Genomic DNA, 17,052 nt, shown 5'->3' on the forward strand with positions numbered 1-17,052 from the left:
CGATAGCCCACGCCTGACCGTCACACGCAGAATATTCAGCCCAGTGTGTGAAACGTCGACACCATCAGACCACGAGTAGAACTGCGTTTGTTGGCCATCAGCTCGGCCACCCGGCTTTTCATTTCCCGCGCCGCTTTATTCGTAAACGTGACCGCTGCAATATGGCTGGCCTTGATATCGCACTGTTCAATCAGATAAGCGATTTTGCGGGTAATCACTCGTGTCTTGCCACTACCGGCACCGGCCAACACTAATAAAGGTCCGTCGATGTAACGCACAGCTTCCCGCTGTTGCGGATTCAGATCATTCACAAATACTTACAAACTCGTGTCGAGACGGCGATAGCCAATCGCCTCGGAAAGATGGCTGGTCTGGATAGATTCACTGTCTGACAAATCGGCAATGGTACGCGCCACGCGTAGAATCCGGTGATAGGCACGTGCTGACAAGCCCAGCTTGTTGATCGCCTGTTCCAGCAAATGAAAGTTCTGATCGGACAAGGCGCACACGCTCTCCAGTTCTCTGTGTTGCAAATTGACATTGGGCTTGCCACTGCGTTGTAGTTGCCTGTCTCGGGCTTTGATCACCCGCTGTCTGACTACCGCGCTGGATTCAGGTAACGGCTCATCAGTACTGGGCCGCAACAGCTTTTTATCCACCGCCGGGACTTCCATCAGCAAATCAATTCTATCCAGCAACGGGCCGGAGATTTTAGCACGGTATCGACGTATCTGATCGGCTGTGCAATGACACCGAGCCTGCCCCAGATAACCGCAGGGGCAAGGGTTCATGGCAGCAACTAATTGAAAACGTGATGGAAATTCCGCCTGCTGAGCAGCGCGTGACACCATGATTCGGCCCGACTCGATTGGCTCACGCAATACTTCAAGTACTTTGCGATCAAACTCTGGCAACTCGTCCAGAAACAACACGCCATTGTGTGCCAGAGAAATTTCACCCGGTTTGGGCTGACTGCCGCCACCAACCAAGGCCACCGCAGAAGCCGTGTGATGTGGTGATCTGAAAGGCCTTTGACGCCATGTTTCCACACTAAAGCCCTGACTGGAAATTGAATGCAAGGTCGCCGTTTCAATGGCTTCCAGTTCACTCATCGGTGGCAATATGCCAGGCAAGCGGCTGGCCAACATGGTTTTTCCGGTGCCCGGTGGCCCGGAAAACAACAGGCTATGACCACCAGCAGCGGCGATTTCCAGTGCTCTGCGAGCACTTGCCTGACCTCGAACATCACTTAAATCAGGATACTGGGGTGTCAGATCCTGTAACTGTGATTCAAGCAAACCCAGACGTTGCTGTTGATGTAGATGGGCACACACCTCAAGCAAGTGCCGGGCAGCATAGCTCTCGCCCTGTTCACACAATGCGGCTTCCTTAGCATTGTCTTGCGGCACCAATAACCGCCGTTGCGCCTCGGCGCAAGCTAATACTGTTGGCAATACGCCGCGCACCGGCCGAAGTTCACCACTCAGCCCGAGTTCGCCAATAAACTCCATATTGTTCAAAGATTCGGCTGGAATTTGCCCGGAAGCTGCCAATATCCCGAGTGCAATCGGCAAATCAAAACGACCGCCCTCTTTTGGCAAATCGGCCGGCGCCAGATTAATGGTGATGCGTTGCTGCGGGAATTGGAAACGGGCGTTGATAATGGCTGAACGAACCCGATCTTTGCTCTCCTTGACCGCTGTTTCCGCCATGCCGACGATGGACAGACTGGGCAGACCATTGGATAAATGTACTTCGACCGTCACTGGCTGCGCGTGAATACCGGTGAGTGCCCGGCTGTGAACCTTTGCAATACTCATCTTCCTTTCCCTGGAATTTAGCACTTATCAAGTCAAGCATACCCGGCATTATGGGTTTGTCCAGCCAGCCTGAAAGTAAGACATAAAAAAACCGTCAGCGCCCAAGCTCTGACGGTTTTTTTGATGCTTTAGCAGTTATCAGTCGAGATAGCTGCAGCAGTAATCCACCAGTTGACTGATTTTCAGGTCAAATGACGCATTGGCTGGCACGTTGAAAGACTGGCCCGCTTCAATGTGGTGCCATTCTGTTTCATCTTTGAGTCGATAATCCAGAGTGCCTGCCATGATTTCCATCAATTCGGCTTTTTCGGTGCCAAAGGTGTAATCGCCCGGCATCATGATGCCGAGTGTTTTATAGCTGCCATCGGCAAAAGTAACTTTGCGACTGGTGACTTTGCCGTCAAAGTAGACATTGGCTTCACGGGTCACCGTGACATTTTCAAATACAGACATAAGGCTCTCTTATTCAGGTTTGTGGGCTTGTTCGAGTTCAGCAACACGCTTTTCCAGCGCTTCCAGCTTTTCGCGGGTGCGTAATAATACCTGAGTTTGCACCTCAAATTCTTCACGTGTCACCAGATCCAGCTTGTTGAAAGTGCTGCTCAGGGCTGAGCGAAGATTTTTCTGCGCATCATCACGCATCTGTAACAAACCCGGTGGCATGGCTTTGGTAAATGTGTCGATAATTTCGTCAAACTTTTTCGGGTCGATCATGGTCATTCCTCTCATACCTGTTTCTGATGAAGTTTATTCTACGGCAATCATCGCGACTGTGAATGCTGTTTGAACTCAGGGTCTGTTTGCGATGGTTTCGCTTGCACGTTATGCTTTGTCAGGTAAAACTTTTTCCGAGGTCTCTCATGTCAGCAGTATTCTGGATCATCATCGTTAGTGCAGCATTGATCAGTGGCGTGTTTGGCTATGTCATGGGGCGGCGTAATCAGCCGGGAAGCCCTGAAGACATCGAGCATATTCGCGCACTTCATGAACAACAGCTGATGCAGAAACAAGCCGAATTTGATGCCTACCGTGAAGAAGTGCATCAACACCACGAAAAAACGGCCAATTTGTTTGTATCAATGGCCGCGCCCTATCGGGAAATGTTTGACCATTTGTCAGAAGGCTATGACCGTCTCGGTGATTTCACCCAACACAAAATCCTGCCGGAACGTCCGGGTGCTTTGCTGGATGGGCCCGAGCCAGACAAAACCAACAACCCGTTTGACCCGAGCATGGCACCTGAACCTATCATCAGCGAGCAACCGCCTCGCCGGGATGATTGATCAGTCGTTCAAGGCCACTTTGCCGCTCCAATTTTCGTTGTAACGACCACTGCAACACATTGGCTGAGGCCATGACTGACACCGATTGCCTTGCCCGACTCAACGCAGTGTAAACCAGCTCTCGGCCAAGCAGGGCGTTATCTTCTTCTGGCATCAATAACAAGATCGCATCAAACTCCGAGCCCTGACTTTTGTGAATGGTCATGGCAAACACGGTTTCATGCGCAGGCAAACGACTGAGTGGCACTTGCCGCAATTCTCCCGCAAACTGAAACCAGGCCCTCAACTCGCCTGAGGCATCCGCCAATATCATGCCGACATCGCCATTGAATAACTGCTGACGATAGTCATTTTGCGTCACCATAATTGGCCGACCCGCATAATACGGTTGTGAGGTTCGCCAGCCTCGCCTTGCCAACAAGCGTTCCATCATGATGTTCACGGCCTGCACCGACTGCGGCCCCTGACGCATGGCGCACAACACCCGAAACTGTTCAAAAGCACTCAGACATTCAGGCACTGATTTTTCACTTTCGACGGCGCTGATGTAGTCTTGATAACCCTCGGTTAATTGCCGTTGCAACTGCTCGTTGGAAAACGACTGCCAGCTATCAAATTCTGTCAGCAAATCCATCAACCGCGCGGCATCGCCCTGATTGGCCGCGGTCACCAATTGGCCAACAGTGCCGCCCGCAGCAAAACGATAACTATGCTCAAGTTTGATGACACAGTCCTGTAGTGGCAGTTTGTCGCTCGATTCAGCCAATTCAATCGCTGTCAGTTCAAATGCAAGCTGTCGAAAACCATCAGAAAAACCGGTGGATCGAGCACACAAACTTGCCAATACCGCGCCCGACTCGACCGAAGCCAGCTGACCGGCATCGCCCAGCAAAATCAGCCGGGCATGTATTGGCAATGATTTGAGCAACAACGCCATTAAGCTGATATCAATCATTGAGGCTTCATCGACAATCAAGACATCCACCGGCAATGGCCGGTCGGCAGAATAACGCCCTTGGTCATGACGTGCCGTGATACCTAATAGCCGATGTAATGTTTTGGCTTCGTATATCTGTTCGCTGCCTTGATTCACCGCTTGCTGCAAGCGGGCAGCGGCTTTACCTGTCGGCGCAGCCAATGCGACTCGTAGTGGATGTTCAGTCGTCTGCTCAAGCACGTTTAATGCACGCAAAATATTCATCACCACGGTCGTTTTGCCGGTACCGGGGCCACCGGAAATCACCACCAATTGCTGACGCAAAGCGCTTAACACCGCTACTTTTTGCCAATCAATGCCGGGGACTTGGCTGTTCCAGTTGGCAAAAAAGCTTTGCAAGGCAGGTTTATCCAGAGGCCATTCAACGGCTTTGGCGCGTTGCAAAACAGACTTGGCTACCTGCTGCTCGTCCTGCCAGTAGCGATACAAATACAACAAACCGTTTTCAGTCAGCACCAGTGGTTTAAATTCGCCCTCACTGCCGACCACCTCACTGCGCTGCAATTGCATTAACCACTGTGATGTTTCCGGGATGACCGCTGCGAACATTGGCTGTGTCGCAAGCGCTTCATGCAGGTTCATGCACACATGACCGTCACTGATTGCCTCACTCAACAATCCGGCGCTCAGGGTGACCAAAGGATCTTCTGTCTGTTGCTGACGCGCGATATAAGCGGCAAATTGACAGGCCAACTCAGAGTAACCGGCTTCACGCAACAATTTCACCGCGTTCATCGTTCACCTGCCATCAACTGATCCACCGCCTCCAACAGGCGTCGATCCAGTCGGTCAAAATAAACGCCCGTGTGCGAATCGTCCGGCTGCATTCCGCGAATAAACAGATAATAAACACCGCCAAAATGCAGCTCCGGATCATAATTTGGCAGTCGTTGTTGCAGATGTCGGTGCAGGGCCACGCTGTAGATCAGGTATTGCAGTGGGTAGCCATGACTGAGCATGGCATTGTGCAGGGCTTCCCCCTGATAGTGCGCCGGTTCAAAGCCAAGATGATTGGATTTGTAATCAGCCAGATAAAAACGGCCCTGAGACTCAAACACCAGATCAATAAACCCCTTCATAAAACCGGTCAGCTCATGAAAGTGCAAATCACGCGCCAGTGGCTGCCAGATACTGTCTGTCGGTGTCTGTTGCAACACCGTTTTTAACGAGGCCATATTCAAACCGGCTACTGGAAAATAAAACGCCATTTCATTGACCCGCTGCCCGGCTTTCAGGTCACTCAAACGCAATCCTTCTGCGTTTAAGGGCGTGTTAATGACTGCATACAGCCAGTCGGTGACCACTTCTGTCCATTGCAGGTCCAGACCAAACTGAGGCAACAGGCGTGACACCGTGACACTGATTTGCGCTGGCACTGCCGAATCAAATTCAATGTTTTCCAGACATTTGTGCAGAAAATTGCCCGCCTGACGGCCCCGTTCAAAGCCAAACCTGTCCATAGTGTTACGTTGATTGCTCAGTCCGGTTTCAACCATGAGTGGCTCGGCGTCATAATCCGGCTGCTCCGACACATGCCCGCGGCTTAACAAAGAAAAACTGCCAATACGCCAGGGCTTGTGAATCTCGCCATTAAAGGCACGTGCCTTATAATCAGCCACATCTGATTGAGACGCCTGATAGACCATCGGTGGTTGTGGCTGATAATCCGTCACTGAAATCGTGCCGCCACTGCTGGCTGACAAGGCCTGTAAATCCTCTCGCATCCCCGCAGAATTCTCGCCATGCAGTAATTGGTAAAGCGCCGATTGATCAATGCCTTTTACGTTACCCCAGACAATCACGCAACGCTCTCTGGCCCGAGTCAGTGCCACGTAGAGCAGACGCAGTTCTTCAGCTTGTTTTTCTTGCTGAGCGAGTGTTTGTGCCTCTGACAACAGCGGTTCGGCCAATGCTACGCTCGCTGCATGCTGCTGGGCCGGATCATGAAACTCAATGATCTCGGCCTTGTTATCCGGCTTTCTGCTGGTCCAGTTAAACGGACAAAACACAATCGGATATTCCAGCCCTTTACTGGAATGAATCGTGATGATCTTGACCAGGGCCGCATCACTCTCCAGCCGCAATTGTGCCGTTTCATCTTCGGTATCACTGGCTTGTTGTTGTCTGGCAAACCACTGATTCACTGCTTCGATATGGTGATTCTGACACGCTGATTCTGCCTGTACCAGCTCGGCCAGATGCAGAAAATTGGTCAGTTGTCGTTCACCATCAGGCTGTTGCAACAGCCGTTGCAGCCCGTTATCCAGTTGCAGCAGGGCGCGAAACATTGCCATAAAACCGGAATGTAACCAACGCTGTTGCAGGCGTTGTAACTGCTCTATCAGGTCATTCCACTGTGCTTCATCCTGCTGGATTTGATAAAGCTGTTCAGCTGAATACTGAAACAACGGCCCGGCCAGTACAGTACTCAATCGGTGAAAATGATCCGGTTGGGCCAGTGCCAGCATCAGACAAGCCAGATCAGTCGCCTGCTTGGAGGCAAACACATTTTCCCGCCCCTGCTGCACACTGTTGATACCCCGCTGACGTAAAGCCTGCTGAGTGATCTCAGCGTCTCTGTGACTGCGCACCAGCACTGCGATATCCCCGCCGTTGATGGCGCGTGTTTGTTGACTGTTTTCGTTAAACAATCTGGCTTTACCTTCAGCAGCTGCGTTGAGCAAACGGGCAATTTCATCAGCGGTGATGTCCACGGCAATCTTTCTCATCACTTCAAGCGTGTGTGGCTTGTCCGGCTTGTCGCTGTCCACATAAAAAAACTGCAAAGCTGAAGTTTCAACATCATCAAGCGTTAATGCCGGATCGCCATCTCGCGAGGCATCAACTTCAACAAAGGGAATCTGCTCGTAAACAAAGGGGGTGGCCGTTTGCATAAACAAGCGATTCACCGCCGACACCAGCGAATGATGCGAGCGCCAGTTCTTACCCAAGGTATAGGTCTCGTTGGCATCCTGCTTGGCTGTCAGGTAAGTGAAAATATCCGCGCCACGAAAACTGTATATCGCCTGTTTGGGATCACCGACAAAAAACACCGGCAAACCACTGTCGGCGAAGACTCGCCGGAAATTATCGTATTGCACCGGGTCGGTGTCTTGAAACTCATCGATCAGCGCGGCTTTGAACTGTTCACGCAATCGGGTGATCAGCCACGCCCCTTGAGGCCCCTGTAATGCCTGAGACAAGTTGATCAACAAATCGTCATAGGATTGCACTTGCTGTTGGATTTTCTGCTGGGGCAATTGTTCACGAATAAAGCGCAGTAATTGCAGACGCAGGTGTTGTAGTGCCAGTGCATTTTGACGCTGGTATTCATGAAAAGCTTGGTGAAAATCCTCACAGCCCTGCCAGAACTCAATATGGGGCAGATCCTGCCCCTCAACCAAGGCTTCTTCGATTCGACTGATAGTAAAACGATCAAACTGCTCAAATACCAACGAGGGCAAGTCAGTCTCGCTTAGCAAATCTTCCAGCATTTGCACCCAGGAGCTGACCCAGTCGGCACGATATTTTCTGCCGCTAAGGATTTTTTTGTTATTGAGCATCGCAATATAGTCATCGCGATGCTGATGCCATAACTGCTTGATGTTTTGAAAACCTTGGATGGCTGCCTGTTTTGCCGCAGCGGCATCGACCTCTGGTAAATCCTGAATCTGCAAATAAGGTTTACCCATCAGACTGCGAATCGATTGCAGCAAGGTTTCCGGTGTTTGTTTTCTGGCCAATAGATAGGCGCTGAATTCACTGTCCATTGGCACGACATTCCTGCGCCAAAAATCATCGGTCACCGCCTGCAACAGCTCGCAGTCATCGCCCATCAGATCCATCTCAAACGGGCTGCCAGATTCAAAGGCAAAGTCTTTTAAGACTTGCTGGCAAAAACTGTGAATGGTGAAAATCGCCGCTTCATCAAAACTCTGAATAGCCAGTTCCAGACGTTTTAAATCCTGAGTTCTGCCGGGCTGTTCAGTGACAATCAAGTTACGTTCGTCACTGAGCTTTTTACGCAGGCGATCCCGCAGCTCCTGAGTCGCGGCACGGGTGTAGGTGACCACCAGAATCTGATCGACATTCAACTGATGTTCCAGTATCAACCGCAGATACAGCCCCGCCAGGGTAAAGGTTTTACCGGTACCTGCACTGGCTTCAATCAGATTCACGTCGTGTAATGGCGTGGTTTTGAGATCAAACTGCTTCATAACTTATCACCCTCCATGGCATGCCAAATTGGCTGATAAAGGCGCAGTGCCAATGCCCGAAATTCATCATTTAACGGTGATTCGCTGAACAGTAGTTGATGATAGGGATCGGCATCCTCACCAAGCTGATAGCCACTGGTCCAGACCTTGAAGGCTTTGGCATCGGCATCACTGGCACCTTGCAACTCAGCAGCTGCGTAGCTCAGGCTGGTCAACGGCAGTAACGGAATGGTTTGATGCAGTCCCTGCCAGTAAATTGCCAGTAAATCAGCCAGCAATGCGCTGGCATCATCGACCGGGTTGAACCGCAGATAACTGTCTTCACATTGTAACTGGCTCTGTAAAGTCACGCCCTCAGGTTTCAGACAGTTCAACACCAGATGAGAACACCACAGACCTAGCAAGTCTTTGGTTTTCATTTTGGCCAAGCGATAGTGCAATAAACCTGAGGCGGATAAACCTTCCAGTTGACCGGTCACCGTGAATGCACCGCAATCAAACTCAAATGACAGTGCAGGCAGTGGCGCTGACGTTCTCAACGGCTGCAGTTTTTCAGTAAAGCTGTCGACTTTTGCCAACTGCTGGTCAAACAACAAGTCTGCAAAAGCCCCTTGTGGCAAAACACCGGTGGCCTGAATAACGGGTTTTATCTCGTCGATTTCTCGTGCCGATAACCGACCTTCCAGCATCTGTTGTCGAATCGCCCAACCATCGAGTCCGTTCAAGGCAAATGGCTCACGCACTTCCAGGGTGGCGTCTTCATTTTCAAAATTAATTCCTAGCCGTTGCTGGGCCAGAAAGCGCGCCGGATGACTGAAAAAACTGATGAGTTGCGACAAGCTGACAAATCGCCAACTGTCTTCAGCTTCTGGCAAAGGATTGGCAAACCACTGAACCGCTTGCGATTGTTTTTGCACCGATGGGCAGGCCTCGGCATTAAAGCTGAATAGCCTGTCATCCTGCGCAGAAAAATAACGTGGGCTAAACGCTTGGAGCGGATGGCGGGTAAGCAACTGCGTCCAGATGTCACTGCCTTGATCGGTCTTGAAACGTCTGTTCAATACGTCGGCAAAATCACTGACCAGCACCGACGGCGGAATCGCTGTGTTGTCATAAATACTGGCACCGACATAGCTGATGTAAAGGTGCTTGTTGGCTGACAGCAATGCCTCGAGAAACAGATAACGATCATCATCACGGCGTGAGCGATCACCTGCCCGGTAATGTGAAGACAGCAAATCAAAGCCCGGCTTGGGCTGGCGACGCGGGTAGCTGTTGTCATTCATGCCTATCAGGCACACCACATCAAAGGGAATGCTGCGCATCGGCACCATGTCACAGAAAGTCAGTCCCCGGCCCATGAATTGATGCTCGGCGCCGGGTAACTCAATGTGCAGATCCAGCCAGTCTCGCAAACATTCAACTGACAGACTCTGTTCAAATCCAACCTGCTGCGCGGCTTCAGTCAGCGAATCTATCGCTTTCAGAATGGCATCCAGTTGTAGTTGCTCGTTTTCATCCTCAATGGCGAACAAACGACGCAGCCGTTCATTGAGCAACAACTGCCAGTCGGCCGCTGTCCGGGGCCGTTTTAATGCGGCTCTGAATTGATCCAACTGTTCAATACAGGCGTTTAATTGGGCGACCAGCCTCGCCCGATCACCGGAAATGCCAGGCATCGGTAACTGTTGATTAAACAACTGCCACTGAGCCTCTTGCGTCGGTGGCAAGGCATACCCCAGTAACAACCTGTCCAGCCCGGCCCGCCAGGTGTTGGCATCCAGAGCTGGCATCCCCAAAGCCTGTTTATCGCCTGCATCGAGCCCCCAGCGAATGTGCGTTTGCCGTAACCAGTCGCGAATGATGTCCAGATCCTGATGATCCAGACGGAACTGTCGCTGTATGGCTGTGCACTCCAACAAGCGCATGATGGTTTCGGCATCAAAACGCGACTGCGGCAGGCTTAACAAGGTGCTGAAGCTTTCGATCAGTGTTTGTTGTTGTGCATCGCCACGGTTGGCAATGCTGAACGGAATAAATCGCGCTGTGGGCTGGCTGCCAAACACTGCCTCAATCGCAGGTGCATAGCTTTCAATATCCGGTGTCATCACCACGACATCGGTAGGCGATAACTCAGGGTGTTGTTCAAACAGATTCAGTAATTGATCGTGCAACACCTCGGCTTCACGCATCGCACTGTGGCAGCTATGAACCTGCAACGAGTCATCATCGTTGGCAACCGTTAATGCGCTTTGTGCACTATCCAGCTCAAAAATATCCCGCTTGAGCTGACTGAGCATGTCGTCACCTTGCGGTGGCAGATACAAGGACTCGGCCTGATGAGGAATCGCCTGAAGTTGTTCAAAAAAAGTCTGGCCCAATTTGCCCAGACTGGCCAGCAAGGGATGCCCCTGCTCGCTAACATCGGTTTCATCATCAAATAGCAAACGCTGTTTGGCTTGTGATTTCTGGTTCAGCAAATCGCCCCAATAGGCTTCACTGGGCGACAGAAAATAAATCGTCACTTCGGTCAACTGAGCAATTTCAGCCAATAATTGCAGATACACCGGCGGCATAGCCGTCAAACCAAAGACTGAAATTCGTGGTGGCAATAATGACGCCGGAAACTGCTTGTTTGTCAGTGCCTGCTGCATCTTGTTGAGCAATCTTGCCCGGTGCATCGGCGCAGGATCGTCAGCCGTTAATAATCGCCATAAGGCGGCTTGCCAATGTGCCTCCTTGCCAGCTTCCCAATCAGCAATCCAGTCGGGACGATACATCAGATATTGATCAAAACTATCAGCAATGCGCTGGGCCAGATCCAGCATTTTACGTGGTTCACGCTCATTACCAAGATAACGACCAATCGCTTCAAATTCCGGCAAACTACTGATCGATGGCAGCAGTTCAAGAATTTTCAGGCTCATCGCATCGGTTGAGTAAGGAGATTCTTTGGGGATCTCCGGCCAGGCTTGCCGAAACAGCTTCCACAACCAGGCTGAAGGAAAGGGAAATTCAATATGGGCAGCCACCCGTTGATTGGAGGCCAGAAACAGATTTAACCAGCGCGCCAGCTCGTTACTCTGCACAATCACGGTTTCGGCTTGCAGTGGTGGTAGCGGGTCTTGCTGATGAGCTTCAGCCAGATGTGCAGCAAGCTGGGACATCGAATTGCTGTAGATCACATTCAGCATGTTAATTTTTCCCTGCCTGAAGCTTAAAAACGAATTGTGCTGAACACCGGTGACTTACAAAACCTGCAGCGCGGAACATGCAAAACATTATGCTGAATCAGTCATCGGATAACCAACCTTTTGCCACCGCCTCATCGATATTGTGCATTACCCACTGGTGAATTTCCGGGAATGTCTCGGCAATGAAGGCGTGAGCCCCACTGACCTGTGACTTTGTCACATTGTTTTCCTTCCAGGGTTTGCCCTCGTTGCTGATATTCAACAAAAACGGTAACAGCCGATCGACTGTCTTGAGCAAGGTGGCTTCCTTGCTGTGCCCCAGTTCCTGCACTTCCCATAACTCAGTGAGATCGCTAATGGTGTTGCCTGGATGGCCGGCTAATCTTTGCAGGCATTGTCGTTCGGCATGATGCGCAGCAGTGCGATCCTTGGCATACAAGAAAGTGTCTCCGGCATCTATTTCGCCTAAATCATGCACCAAGGCCAGCTTCAGCAAGGTCTCAATATTCAGGTCGAGTTTGAAGTAATTTGCCAGCGCCCAGCAGGCCATTGCCAGATGCCAGGAATGCTCCGCCGAGTTTTCATAACGCTTCCCGCCGGTGATGTAACTACGACGATTGATATGCTTTAACGCGTCCAATTGCAGAAAAAACGCGGTGATATCGTTGAGCGATGTGTCTGTGTTTTTTGTCAGGCAACATTAATTTATCTGCTTAATCAGGTTCCCGGTAATGCTGCGATGGATTGCAGCACTTTACGAGTGATCGCTTCGCGTTTGTGCAAATCTTCAAGACGGTTAGGCGTATCAATATTCAAGGCAAAAAACACTGGCCCGGCTGGCCATTCGACCCAGCCTACCCACCAGCCAATTTGTCCCTCCCAGCCTGTCTTGGCACGAAGTATCCAGTCACGCCCAGCTTCAACAATCATCAGATCTTTAACCAAACGCTGATCTGCTTCATCAAACGGCAATTGATTCAAATATAATTTTTCCAGAAAGCTGACCTGTTCCTGGGCTGTAATTCTTAAATTGCCGTCAATCCAATAAGTGCTGGTATTGCCGGTCGGGTCGGCATTACCGTAGTCAATACAACTCAGATATTCGCGTGCCTTGTCCTGACCAATTTGCTCGCCAAACAACTCATACACCCAGACCGCAGAGGTTCGCATCGACGATCGTAAATCCTGATCCTGATTATGGTCTGCAAATGTGCGTTGCACACCATCCCATGGAAATACTTGAAATTCGTCTTTCACTACACCAGCATCAAGGGCAAACAAGACATGTGGAATTTTAAAAGTAGAGGCAGGCGGCAAACGCTGTTGTGATCGGGCTTGGTTCCACACTCTCATCTCAGCTTGTGTTTGCCTTTTATCCAACACGACGATTGTGCCATTGGCGGCAAAATCATCAAAAATGCGCTGCCAGTCCAGCTCTGATTGAATTTCAACCTGAGCGCTCGCACTTGCAGCCAACATCAATCCATAAACCAAAAACGCTAGTAGAGAAAACTTCATTAAACCTCGTTTAATTTGCACTTGAACACAGTAAAGGTATCAAATCACCCGCCACCAGTGATGATCGCATCATGAATTGTTTGAACACAATCGAGACATATAAAAGTCAGCCCCGTTAATGTTGTGCGTAACACAACTGTCACAAATCCTTCATCAGGATGTAAGAAACCGTCTCTAGGCTGCTGTGGATGTTGCTTCCACACATTCACTGGAGTTGTTTCATGAAAAAATTGCTTGCTGTTTCACTGCTGACCCTCAGCGCTGCCTGGAGTAGCCATGCGGTTGCAGATGCGTCTCAATGCCCCACCACCTTGCGTTTTGCCGATACCGGTATTGAAGGCATGGAAGAAATGGTGCGTACCTATGGTGAGTTCCAACAAAAACTGACTGATATTCTGGGCATTAACGTCCAATTCTTCCCGGTTTCTGATCGCACCGCCACTGTTAACGCCCTGCAATTCAATCAGGTCGATATGATTCTGGCCGGCCCTTCTGAATACGCAGTCATGCGTGCTCGTCAGGACGTCAAAATGATGGTCGGTATCGAGCGTACTGAATACGGCAGTGCCTTTGTAGTGCATGCTGACAGTGATATTCATAGCCTGGCCGATCTCAAGGGCAAACGCATTGCCATGAAAGATCCAGGCTCAACCACTGGCCATATCATTCCAACACTGATGCTTAAAGAAGCCGGTCTGGACATTAACCGTGATGTTCAAGCATTGCTGCTGGACAGCGCACGCTATGAAGCCATGGTCAACCGTGACGTTGACGCCATGGGCAGTGGTGTTCGTGATGTAGCGGTACTGCGTGAACGTCATCCTGAAGGTGATTACCGTGTTATCGCCGAAAGCGACACCATGCCACGTGACTTGTTTGTTGCTCGCGGTGGCATCAGTGATGAATGCATCAGCTACGTCAATCAGCAAATCATGGCTAACGGTGAAATGCTGATGGAATCTATCCTCAACCCGGGTGAGCGTAAAAAATACATCGGTGCCCGCTTTGTTGATGATTTGACTGAAGAAGAATATGACCGCATCACCGAAGCCTATGCGCTGGTCGGTATGCCATTGAATTAAGTTCTCTCTGCAGTGCCCTTTAGTCCCGGTCGCAAGGCCGGGATTTTTTTATTGAAAACAACAGGAGAGCACCATGACTGCTATCCGTGTGCAATCACTGCACAAACATTTTGACAAAGTGCATGTCTTGCGCGGCCTCAACTTTGAAGTCAACGCCGGTGAAGGCGTTATCTTGTTGGGTGCCAATGGCTGCGGCAAATCCACGATGATGCGCTGTCTGAATGGCCTGACCAAAGCCGATGAGGGTCAGATCCACATTAACGATGTGTGTGTTCAGACTGCCTCACGCAAACAACTGCGCCAGGTTCGCCGCCAAGTGGGCGTGGTGTTTCAACAATTCAATCTGGTCAATAACCTGTCGGTTTTTCAGAATGTGCTGTTTGGTGCGATTGGTCGCCAACGCTGGGGCCTGATGGGTGCGATGGCACCCCTGGCCAATGCCGAAGAACGTGACAAGGCCATGGCCTGTTTGGAACGGGTTAGCCTTGCAGATAAAGCCTCACAACGGGCTGAGTCATTATCAGGTGGTCAACAACAGCGGGTGGCGATTGCCCGCATGCTGATGCAGGAAGCTGAAATTGTATTGGCTGATGAACCCATCGCCAGTCTGGATCCAAAATCAGGTCGTGAAGTCATGGACTTACTTTGGGATGTGGTACGTGAGCGCGGCATGACTGTCATTTGCACACTGCACCAGCTGGATGTGGCCTTGGAATATGGTGAGCGTTTTCTGGGCATGAAGGCCGGCACCATTCAAATTGATGCCAAACGCGATGCCGTCGATAAGGCACTTTTAACCACTTTGTACCAGGGTCAGGTTCGGGTCGATGGTCAGCAGACTCAGTTGGCGACAGATACCGAAGTCATGGCCTGATCCGGAGATTTCAATGAACGCAGATCAACGTGCGGCCATGGCCGCCCCCGCGAGATTTCGCTCACCATCGATTTTTATCTGGGTGGTGATCATCAGCTTTGCGGCTTTTTTTATTCAGGGGTTTGCATCAGCAGATATTCGCAGTGATCGACTGCTGCAGGGCCTTGGCAACCTGGGCAACTTTTTTGCCCAATCGGTTCCCCCCGATACCAGCCGTCTCGGCCCGATTTTTCGGGCGATGCTGGAAACATTGAACATGGCGATTGTTGGCGTCACCTTTGGCGTGATTCTGAGCGTGCCTTTTGCCCTGCTCTGTTCCAGCAATACTTCCCCCAATGCCGTGGTTCGTACTGTCAGCCGGATGATTGTCGCCACCTTGCGTACTATTCCGGATCTTATCTGGGCACTGATATTTGTGGTGGCGGTAGGCCTGGGACCACTGGCTGGCATTCTCGCTATCATCATGGATACCATTGGTTTTTGCGCCCGTTTTTTCTCGGAACGTATTGAAGAAATCCGGCCCGGCCCTTCAGAAGCCTTAACGGCAACCGGTGCCGGTCGTATGTCAGTGATTTTTGGGGCGATCCTGCCTGAATCGATGGCTTCAATGACCGCCACCAGTCTTTACAGTGTTGAAAAAGCCATCCGCTCGGCGGTGGTACTGGGTTTGGTGGGCGCTGGCGGTATTGGTGTTGAACTGTCTGTATCCATGCGCATGTTCCGCTTTGATCAGGCGCTGACCATTATTCTGGTGATTCTGGTGGTGGTGATCGCAGTGGAGCAGATTTCCTCTGCCATTCGCAAACGTGTCATCTGAGCAATGACCGTTTGCATCAAAAACGCCCGCACTGCGGGCGTTTTTTGTTTTTGTGCCTGCCTTCAATGTTGTATGCTCTGGGTTTGCCTTATTCAGTAAAACATTCATCCAACGAGGGACACGCCAATGCGCCGTAACCTGCCACTTGTACTAATCACCTTATTTCTGACCATGCTAATGCCGCTCGCGGCACAGGCCAGCGAACGGGTACTGATTGTCGTCACCAGCCATGGTTATATAGGTAAAGATGCCGCCAGCAGCAAAGGCGACACCGGTTATTTTCTGTCAGAAGTCACTCACCCCTATTACCAGTTCAAAAATGCCGGTTTTGATATCGACATTGCCAGCCCCAAAGGCGGTGAACCACCGATGGACCCCGGTAGTTACAAACTCAACGACGAAGACAACCAGCGTTTTGTCGCCACGGCTGAAGACTGGAGCAAAATGCAAAACACGCTCAAATTGAGTGACATCGCTGCCGAAGATTACAGCGCCATCATTTTTGCTGGTGGACACGGCACCATGTGGGACTTCCCAGATGATCCGGATATTCTGCGCCTGACGCGTGACATCTATGAAAGTGATGGCGTGGTGGCTGCGGTGTGTCACGGCCCTGCAGCACTGGTTAATGTGACTTTATCCAACAATCGTTTTCTGGTGTCAGGTCGTGAAGTCAGCACCTTTACCAACTTTGAAGAACGCATCGTGCGCCTATACAGCGATATGCCGTTTTTGCTGGAAACTCAGCTAAAAGAACGCGGCGCGCAGGTCAAAAAAGCGCTGATTCCATTTATGGAAAAAGTCAGTGTCGATGGTCGTCTGGTCACCGGCCAAAATCCCAACTCAGCACGCGCCATGGCTGAAGCGGTGGTTGAAATACTGCTGGAGCGACAGCCGATTCAGACAGTTGCCTTGCAGCACTGAGTTATAAAAAAAACGCCCGCATTGCGTGATGCCCATCAATTAGTAAAAAAGCTGTTGGTTGGGAAAATGTAATCAAAAAACATACTGATTGATAAGCATGTTTTTGAAGAATCGGCTCTGTGGGATTCCACGTGAATTCGTGTAATTCCACAGAACATTCACGTTATTCCGGCACGAACACCCTCGGCACTCCCGCGCCACTCTCGTTATTCCCACACAAACACACTCGTCGTTCTTGCTTTTTATTCTCGTCATTCCGCCTTTTCATTCTCGTCATTCCCGCACTAACACACTCGTCATTCCCGCGCAGGCGCTGAATCCACTGA

General features: G+C 50.7%; 13 protein-coding genes and 1 pseudogene. 5 read left to right on the forward strand and 9 right to left on the reverse strand.

Annotated features, from left to right (window positions below; translation table 11 throughout):
• Positions 1-38: 38 nt before the first annotated feature.
• From MPL1_RS02570 to ubiK, 4 genes and pseudogenes are all read right to left on the reverse strand, one after another.
• A pseudogene (locus tag MPL1_RS02570) lies at positions 39-311 on the reverse strand (UvrD-helicase domain-containing protein); the annotation flags it as partial.
• A 6-nt stretch (positions 312-317) separates the two neighbouring features.
• On the reverse strand, positions 318-1,820 hold the full coding sequence (locus MPL1_RS02575; protein WP_009725568.1) for a YifB family Mg chelatase-like AAA ATPase: 1,503 nt from the start codon (positions 1,818-1,820) through the stop codon (positions 318-320).
• Positions 1,821-1,958: 138 nt separating this feature from the next.
• Positions 1,959-2,273: a pyrimidine/purine nucleoside phosphorylase gene (gene ppnP / locus MPL1_RS02580; RefSeq protein ID WP_009725569.1), complete on the reverse strand. Its 315-nt coding sequence runs from the start codon at positions 2,271-2,273 to the stop codon at positions 1,959-1,961.
• 9 nt (positions 2,274-2,282) lie between these two features.
• On the reverse strand, positions 2,283-2,534 hold the full coding sequence (ubiK, locus tag MPL1_RS02585) for a ubiquinone biosynthesis accessory factor UbiK (protein ID WP_040576807.1): 252 nt from the start codon (positions 2,532-2,534) through the stop codon (positions 2,283-2,285).
• A gap of 146 nt (positions 2,535-2,680) precedes the next feature.
• On the opposite strand from ubiK, the gene MPL1_RS02590 reads away from it, so the two are divergent.
• Positions 2,681-3,103, forward strand: coding sequence for a YhcB family protein (locus tag MPL1_RS02590; protein ID WP_009725571.1), 423 nt, complete (start codon positions 2,681-2,683; stop codon positions 3,101-3,103).
• Here the strand turns inward: MPL1_RS02590 and recD are convergent.
• From recD to blaOXA, 5 genes are all read right to left on the reverse strand, one after another.
• On the reverse strand, positions 3,072-4,835 hold the full coding sequence (recD, locus tag MPL1_RS02595; protein ID WP_009725572.1) for an exodeoxyribonuclease V subunit alpha: 1,764 nt from the start codon (positions 4,833-4,835) through the stop codon (positions 3,072-3,074). The two genes, MPL1_RS02590 and recD, sit on opposite strands and share 32 nt — an antisense overlap.
• Entirely contained in the window at positions 4,832-8,317 is a 3,486-nt protein-coding gene (recB, locus tag MPL1_RS02600) for an exodeoxyribonuclease V subunit beta (protein WP_009725573.1), read from the reverse strand. The genes recD and recB overlap by 4 nt, the downstream gene beginning before the upstream one ends.
• Positions 8,314-11,511 (reverse strand): exodeoxyribonuclease V subunit gamma, encoded by a 3,198-nt coding sequence (gene recC / locus MPL1_RS02605; protein ID WP_009725574.1) that lies wholly within the window; start codon positions 11,509-11,511, stop codon positions 8,314-8,316. The genes recB and recC overlap by 4 nt, the downstream gene beginning before the upstream one ends.
• 97 nt (positions 11,512-11,608) lie before the next feature.
• On the reverse strand, positions 11,609-12,151 hold the full coding sequence (locus MPL1_RS02610; protein WP_235045506.1) for an HD domain-containing protein: 543 nt from the start codon (positions 12,149-12,151) through the stop codon (positions 11,609-11,611).
• 77 nt (positions 12,152-12,228) lie between these two features.
• The gene (gene blaOXA, locus MPL1_RS02615; RefSeq protein ID WP_040576806.1) at positions 12,229-13,029 is read right to left on the reverse strand and encodes a class D beta-lactamase; all 801 of its coding nucleotides are present in this window, start codon (positions 13,027-13,029) and stop codon (positions 12,229-12,231) included.
• Positions 13,030-13,250: 221 nt separating this feature from the next.
• On the opposite strand from blaOXA, the gene phnD reads away from it, so the two are divergent.
• The 4 genes from phnD (at position 13,251) to MPL1_RS02635 (ending at position 16,726) form a co-directional block, all read left to right on the forward strand.
• Entirely contained in the window at positions 13,251-14,111 is an 861-nt protein-coding gene (phnD, locus tag MPL1_RS02620; RefSeq protein ID WP_009725577.1) for a phosphate/phosphite/phosphonate ABC transporter substrate-binding protein, read from the forward strand.
• A gap of 73 nt (positions 14,112-14,184) precedes the next feature.
• Positions 14,185-14,985, forward strand: a complete 801-nt coding sequence (gene phnC / locus MPL1_RS02625) for a phosphonate ABC transporter ATP-binding protein (protein WP_009725578.1) — start codon at positions 14,185-14,187, stop codon at positions 14,983-14,985.
• 13 nt (positions 14,986-14,998) lie between these two features.
• Positions 14,999-15,802, forward strand: a complete 804-nt coding sequence (gene phnE, locus MPL1_RS02630; RefSeq protein WP_009725579.1) for a phosphonate ABC transporter, permease protein PhnE — start codon at positions 14,999-15,001, stop codon at positions 15,800-15,802.
• 126 nt (positions 15,803-15,928) lie between these two features.
• Positions 15,929-16,726, forward strand: coding sequence for a type 1 glutamine amidotransferase domain-containing protein (locus MPL1_RS02635; RefSeq protein WP_009725580.1), 798 nt, complete (start codon positions 15,929-15,931; stop codon positions 16,724-16,726).
• Positions 16,727-17,052 lie beyond the last annotated feature (326 nt).

This window comes from Methylophaga lonarensis MPL (genome assembly GCF_000349205.1).
Lineage (GTDB): Bacteria > Pseudomonadota > Gammaproteobacteria > Nitrosococcales > Methylophagaceae > Methylophaga > Methylophaga lonarensis.

Excerpts from the sequence above, each read along its gene's own strand:
- MPL1_RS02635 (WP_009725580.1), top strand. The coding sequence starts at position 15,929 with ATGCGCCGTAACCTGCCACTTGTACTAATCACCTTATTTCTGACCATG.
- ppnP (WP_009725569.1), bottom strand. The coding sequence starts at position 2,273 with ATGTCTGTATTTGAAAATGTCACGGTGACCCGTGAAGCCAATGTCTAC.
- ubiK (WP_040576807.1), bottom strand. The coding sequence starts at position 2,534 with ATGATCGACCCGAAAAAGTTTGACGAAATTATCGACACATTTACCAAA.
- phnC (WP_009725578.1), top strand. The coding sequence starts at position 14,185 with ATGACTGCTATCCGTGTGCAATCACTGCACAAACATTTTGACAAAGTG.
- phnD (WP_009725577.1), top strand. The coding sequence starts at position 13,251 with ATGAAAAAATTGCTTGCTGTTTCACTGCTGACCCTCAGCGCTGCCTGG.
- MPL1_RS02590 (WP_009725571.1), top strand. The coding sequence starts at position 2,681 with ATGTCAGCAGTATTCTGGATCATCATCGTTAGTGCAGCATTGATCAGT.
- recD (WP_009725572.1), bottom strand. The coding sequence starts at position 4,835 with ATGAACGCGGTGAAATTGTTGCGTGAAGCCGGTTACTCTGAGTTGGCC.
- MPL1_RS02575 (WP_009725568.1), bottom strand. The coding sequence starts at position 1,820 with ATGAGTATTGCAAAGGTTCACAGCCGGGCACTCACCGGTATTCACGCG.
- phnE (WP_009725579.1), top strand. The coding sequence starts at position 14,999 with ATGAACGCAGATCAACGTGCGGCCATGGCCGCCCCCGCGAGATTTCGC.
- recC (WP_009725574.1), bottom strand. The coding sequence starts at position 11,511 with ATGCTGAATGTGATCTACAGCAATTCGATGTCCCAGCTTGCTGCACAT.
- recB (WP_009725573.1), bottom strand. The coding sequence starts at position 8,317 with ATGAAGCAGTTTGATCTCAAAACCACGCCATTACACGACGTGAATCTG.
- blaOXA (WP_040576806.1), bottom strand. The coding sequence starts at position 13,029 with ATGAAGTTTTCTCTACTAGCGTTTTTGGTTTATGGATTGATGTTGGCT.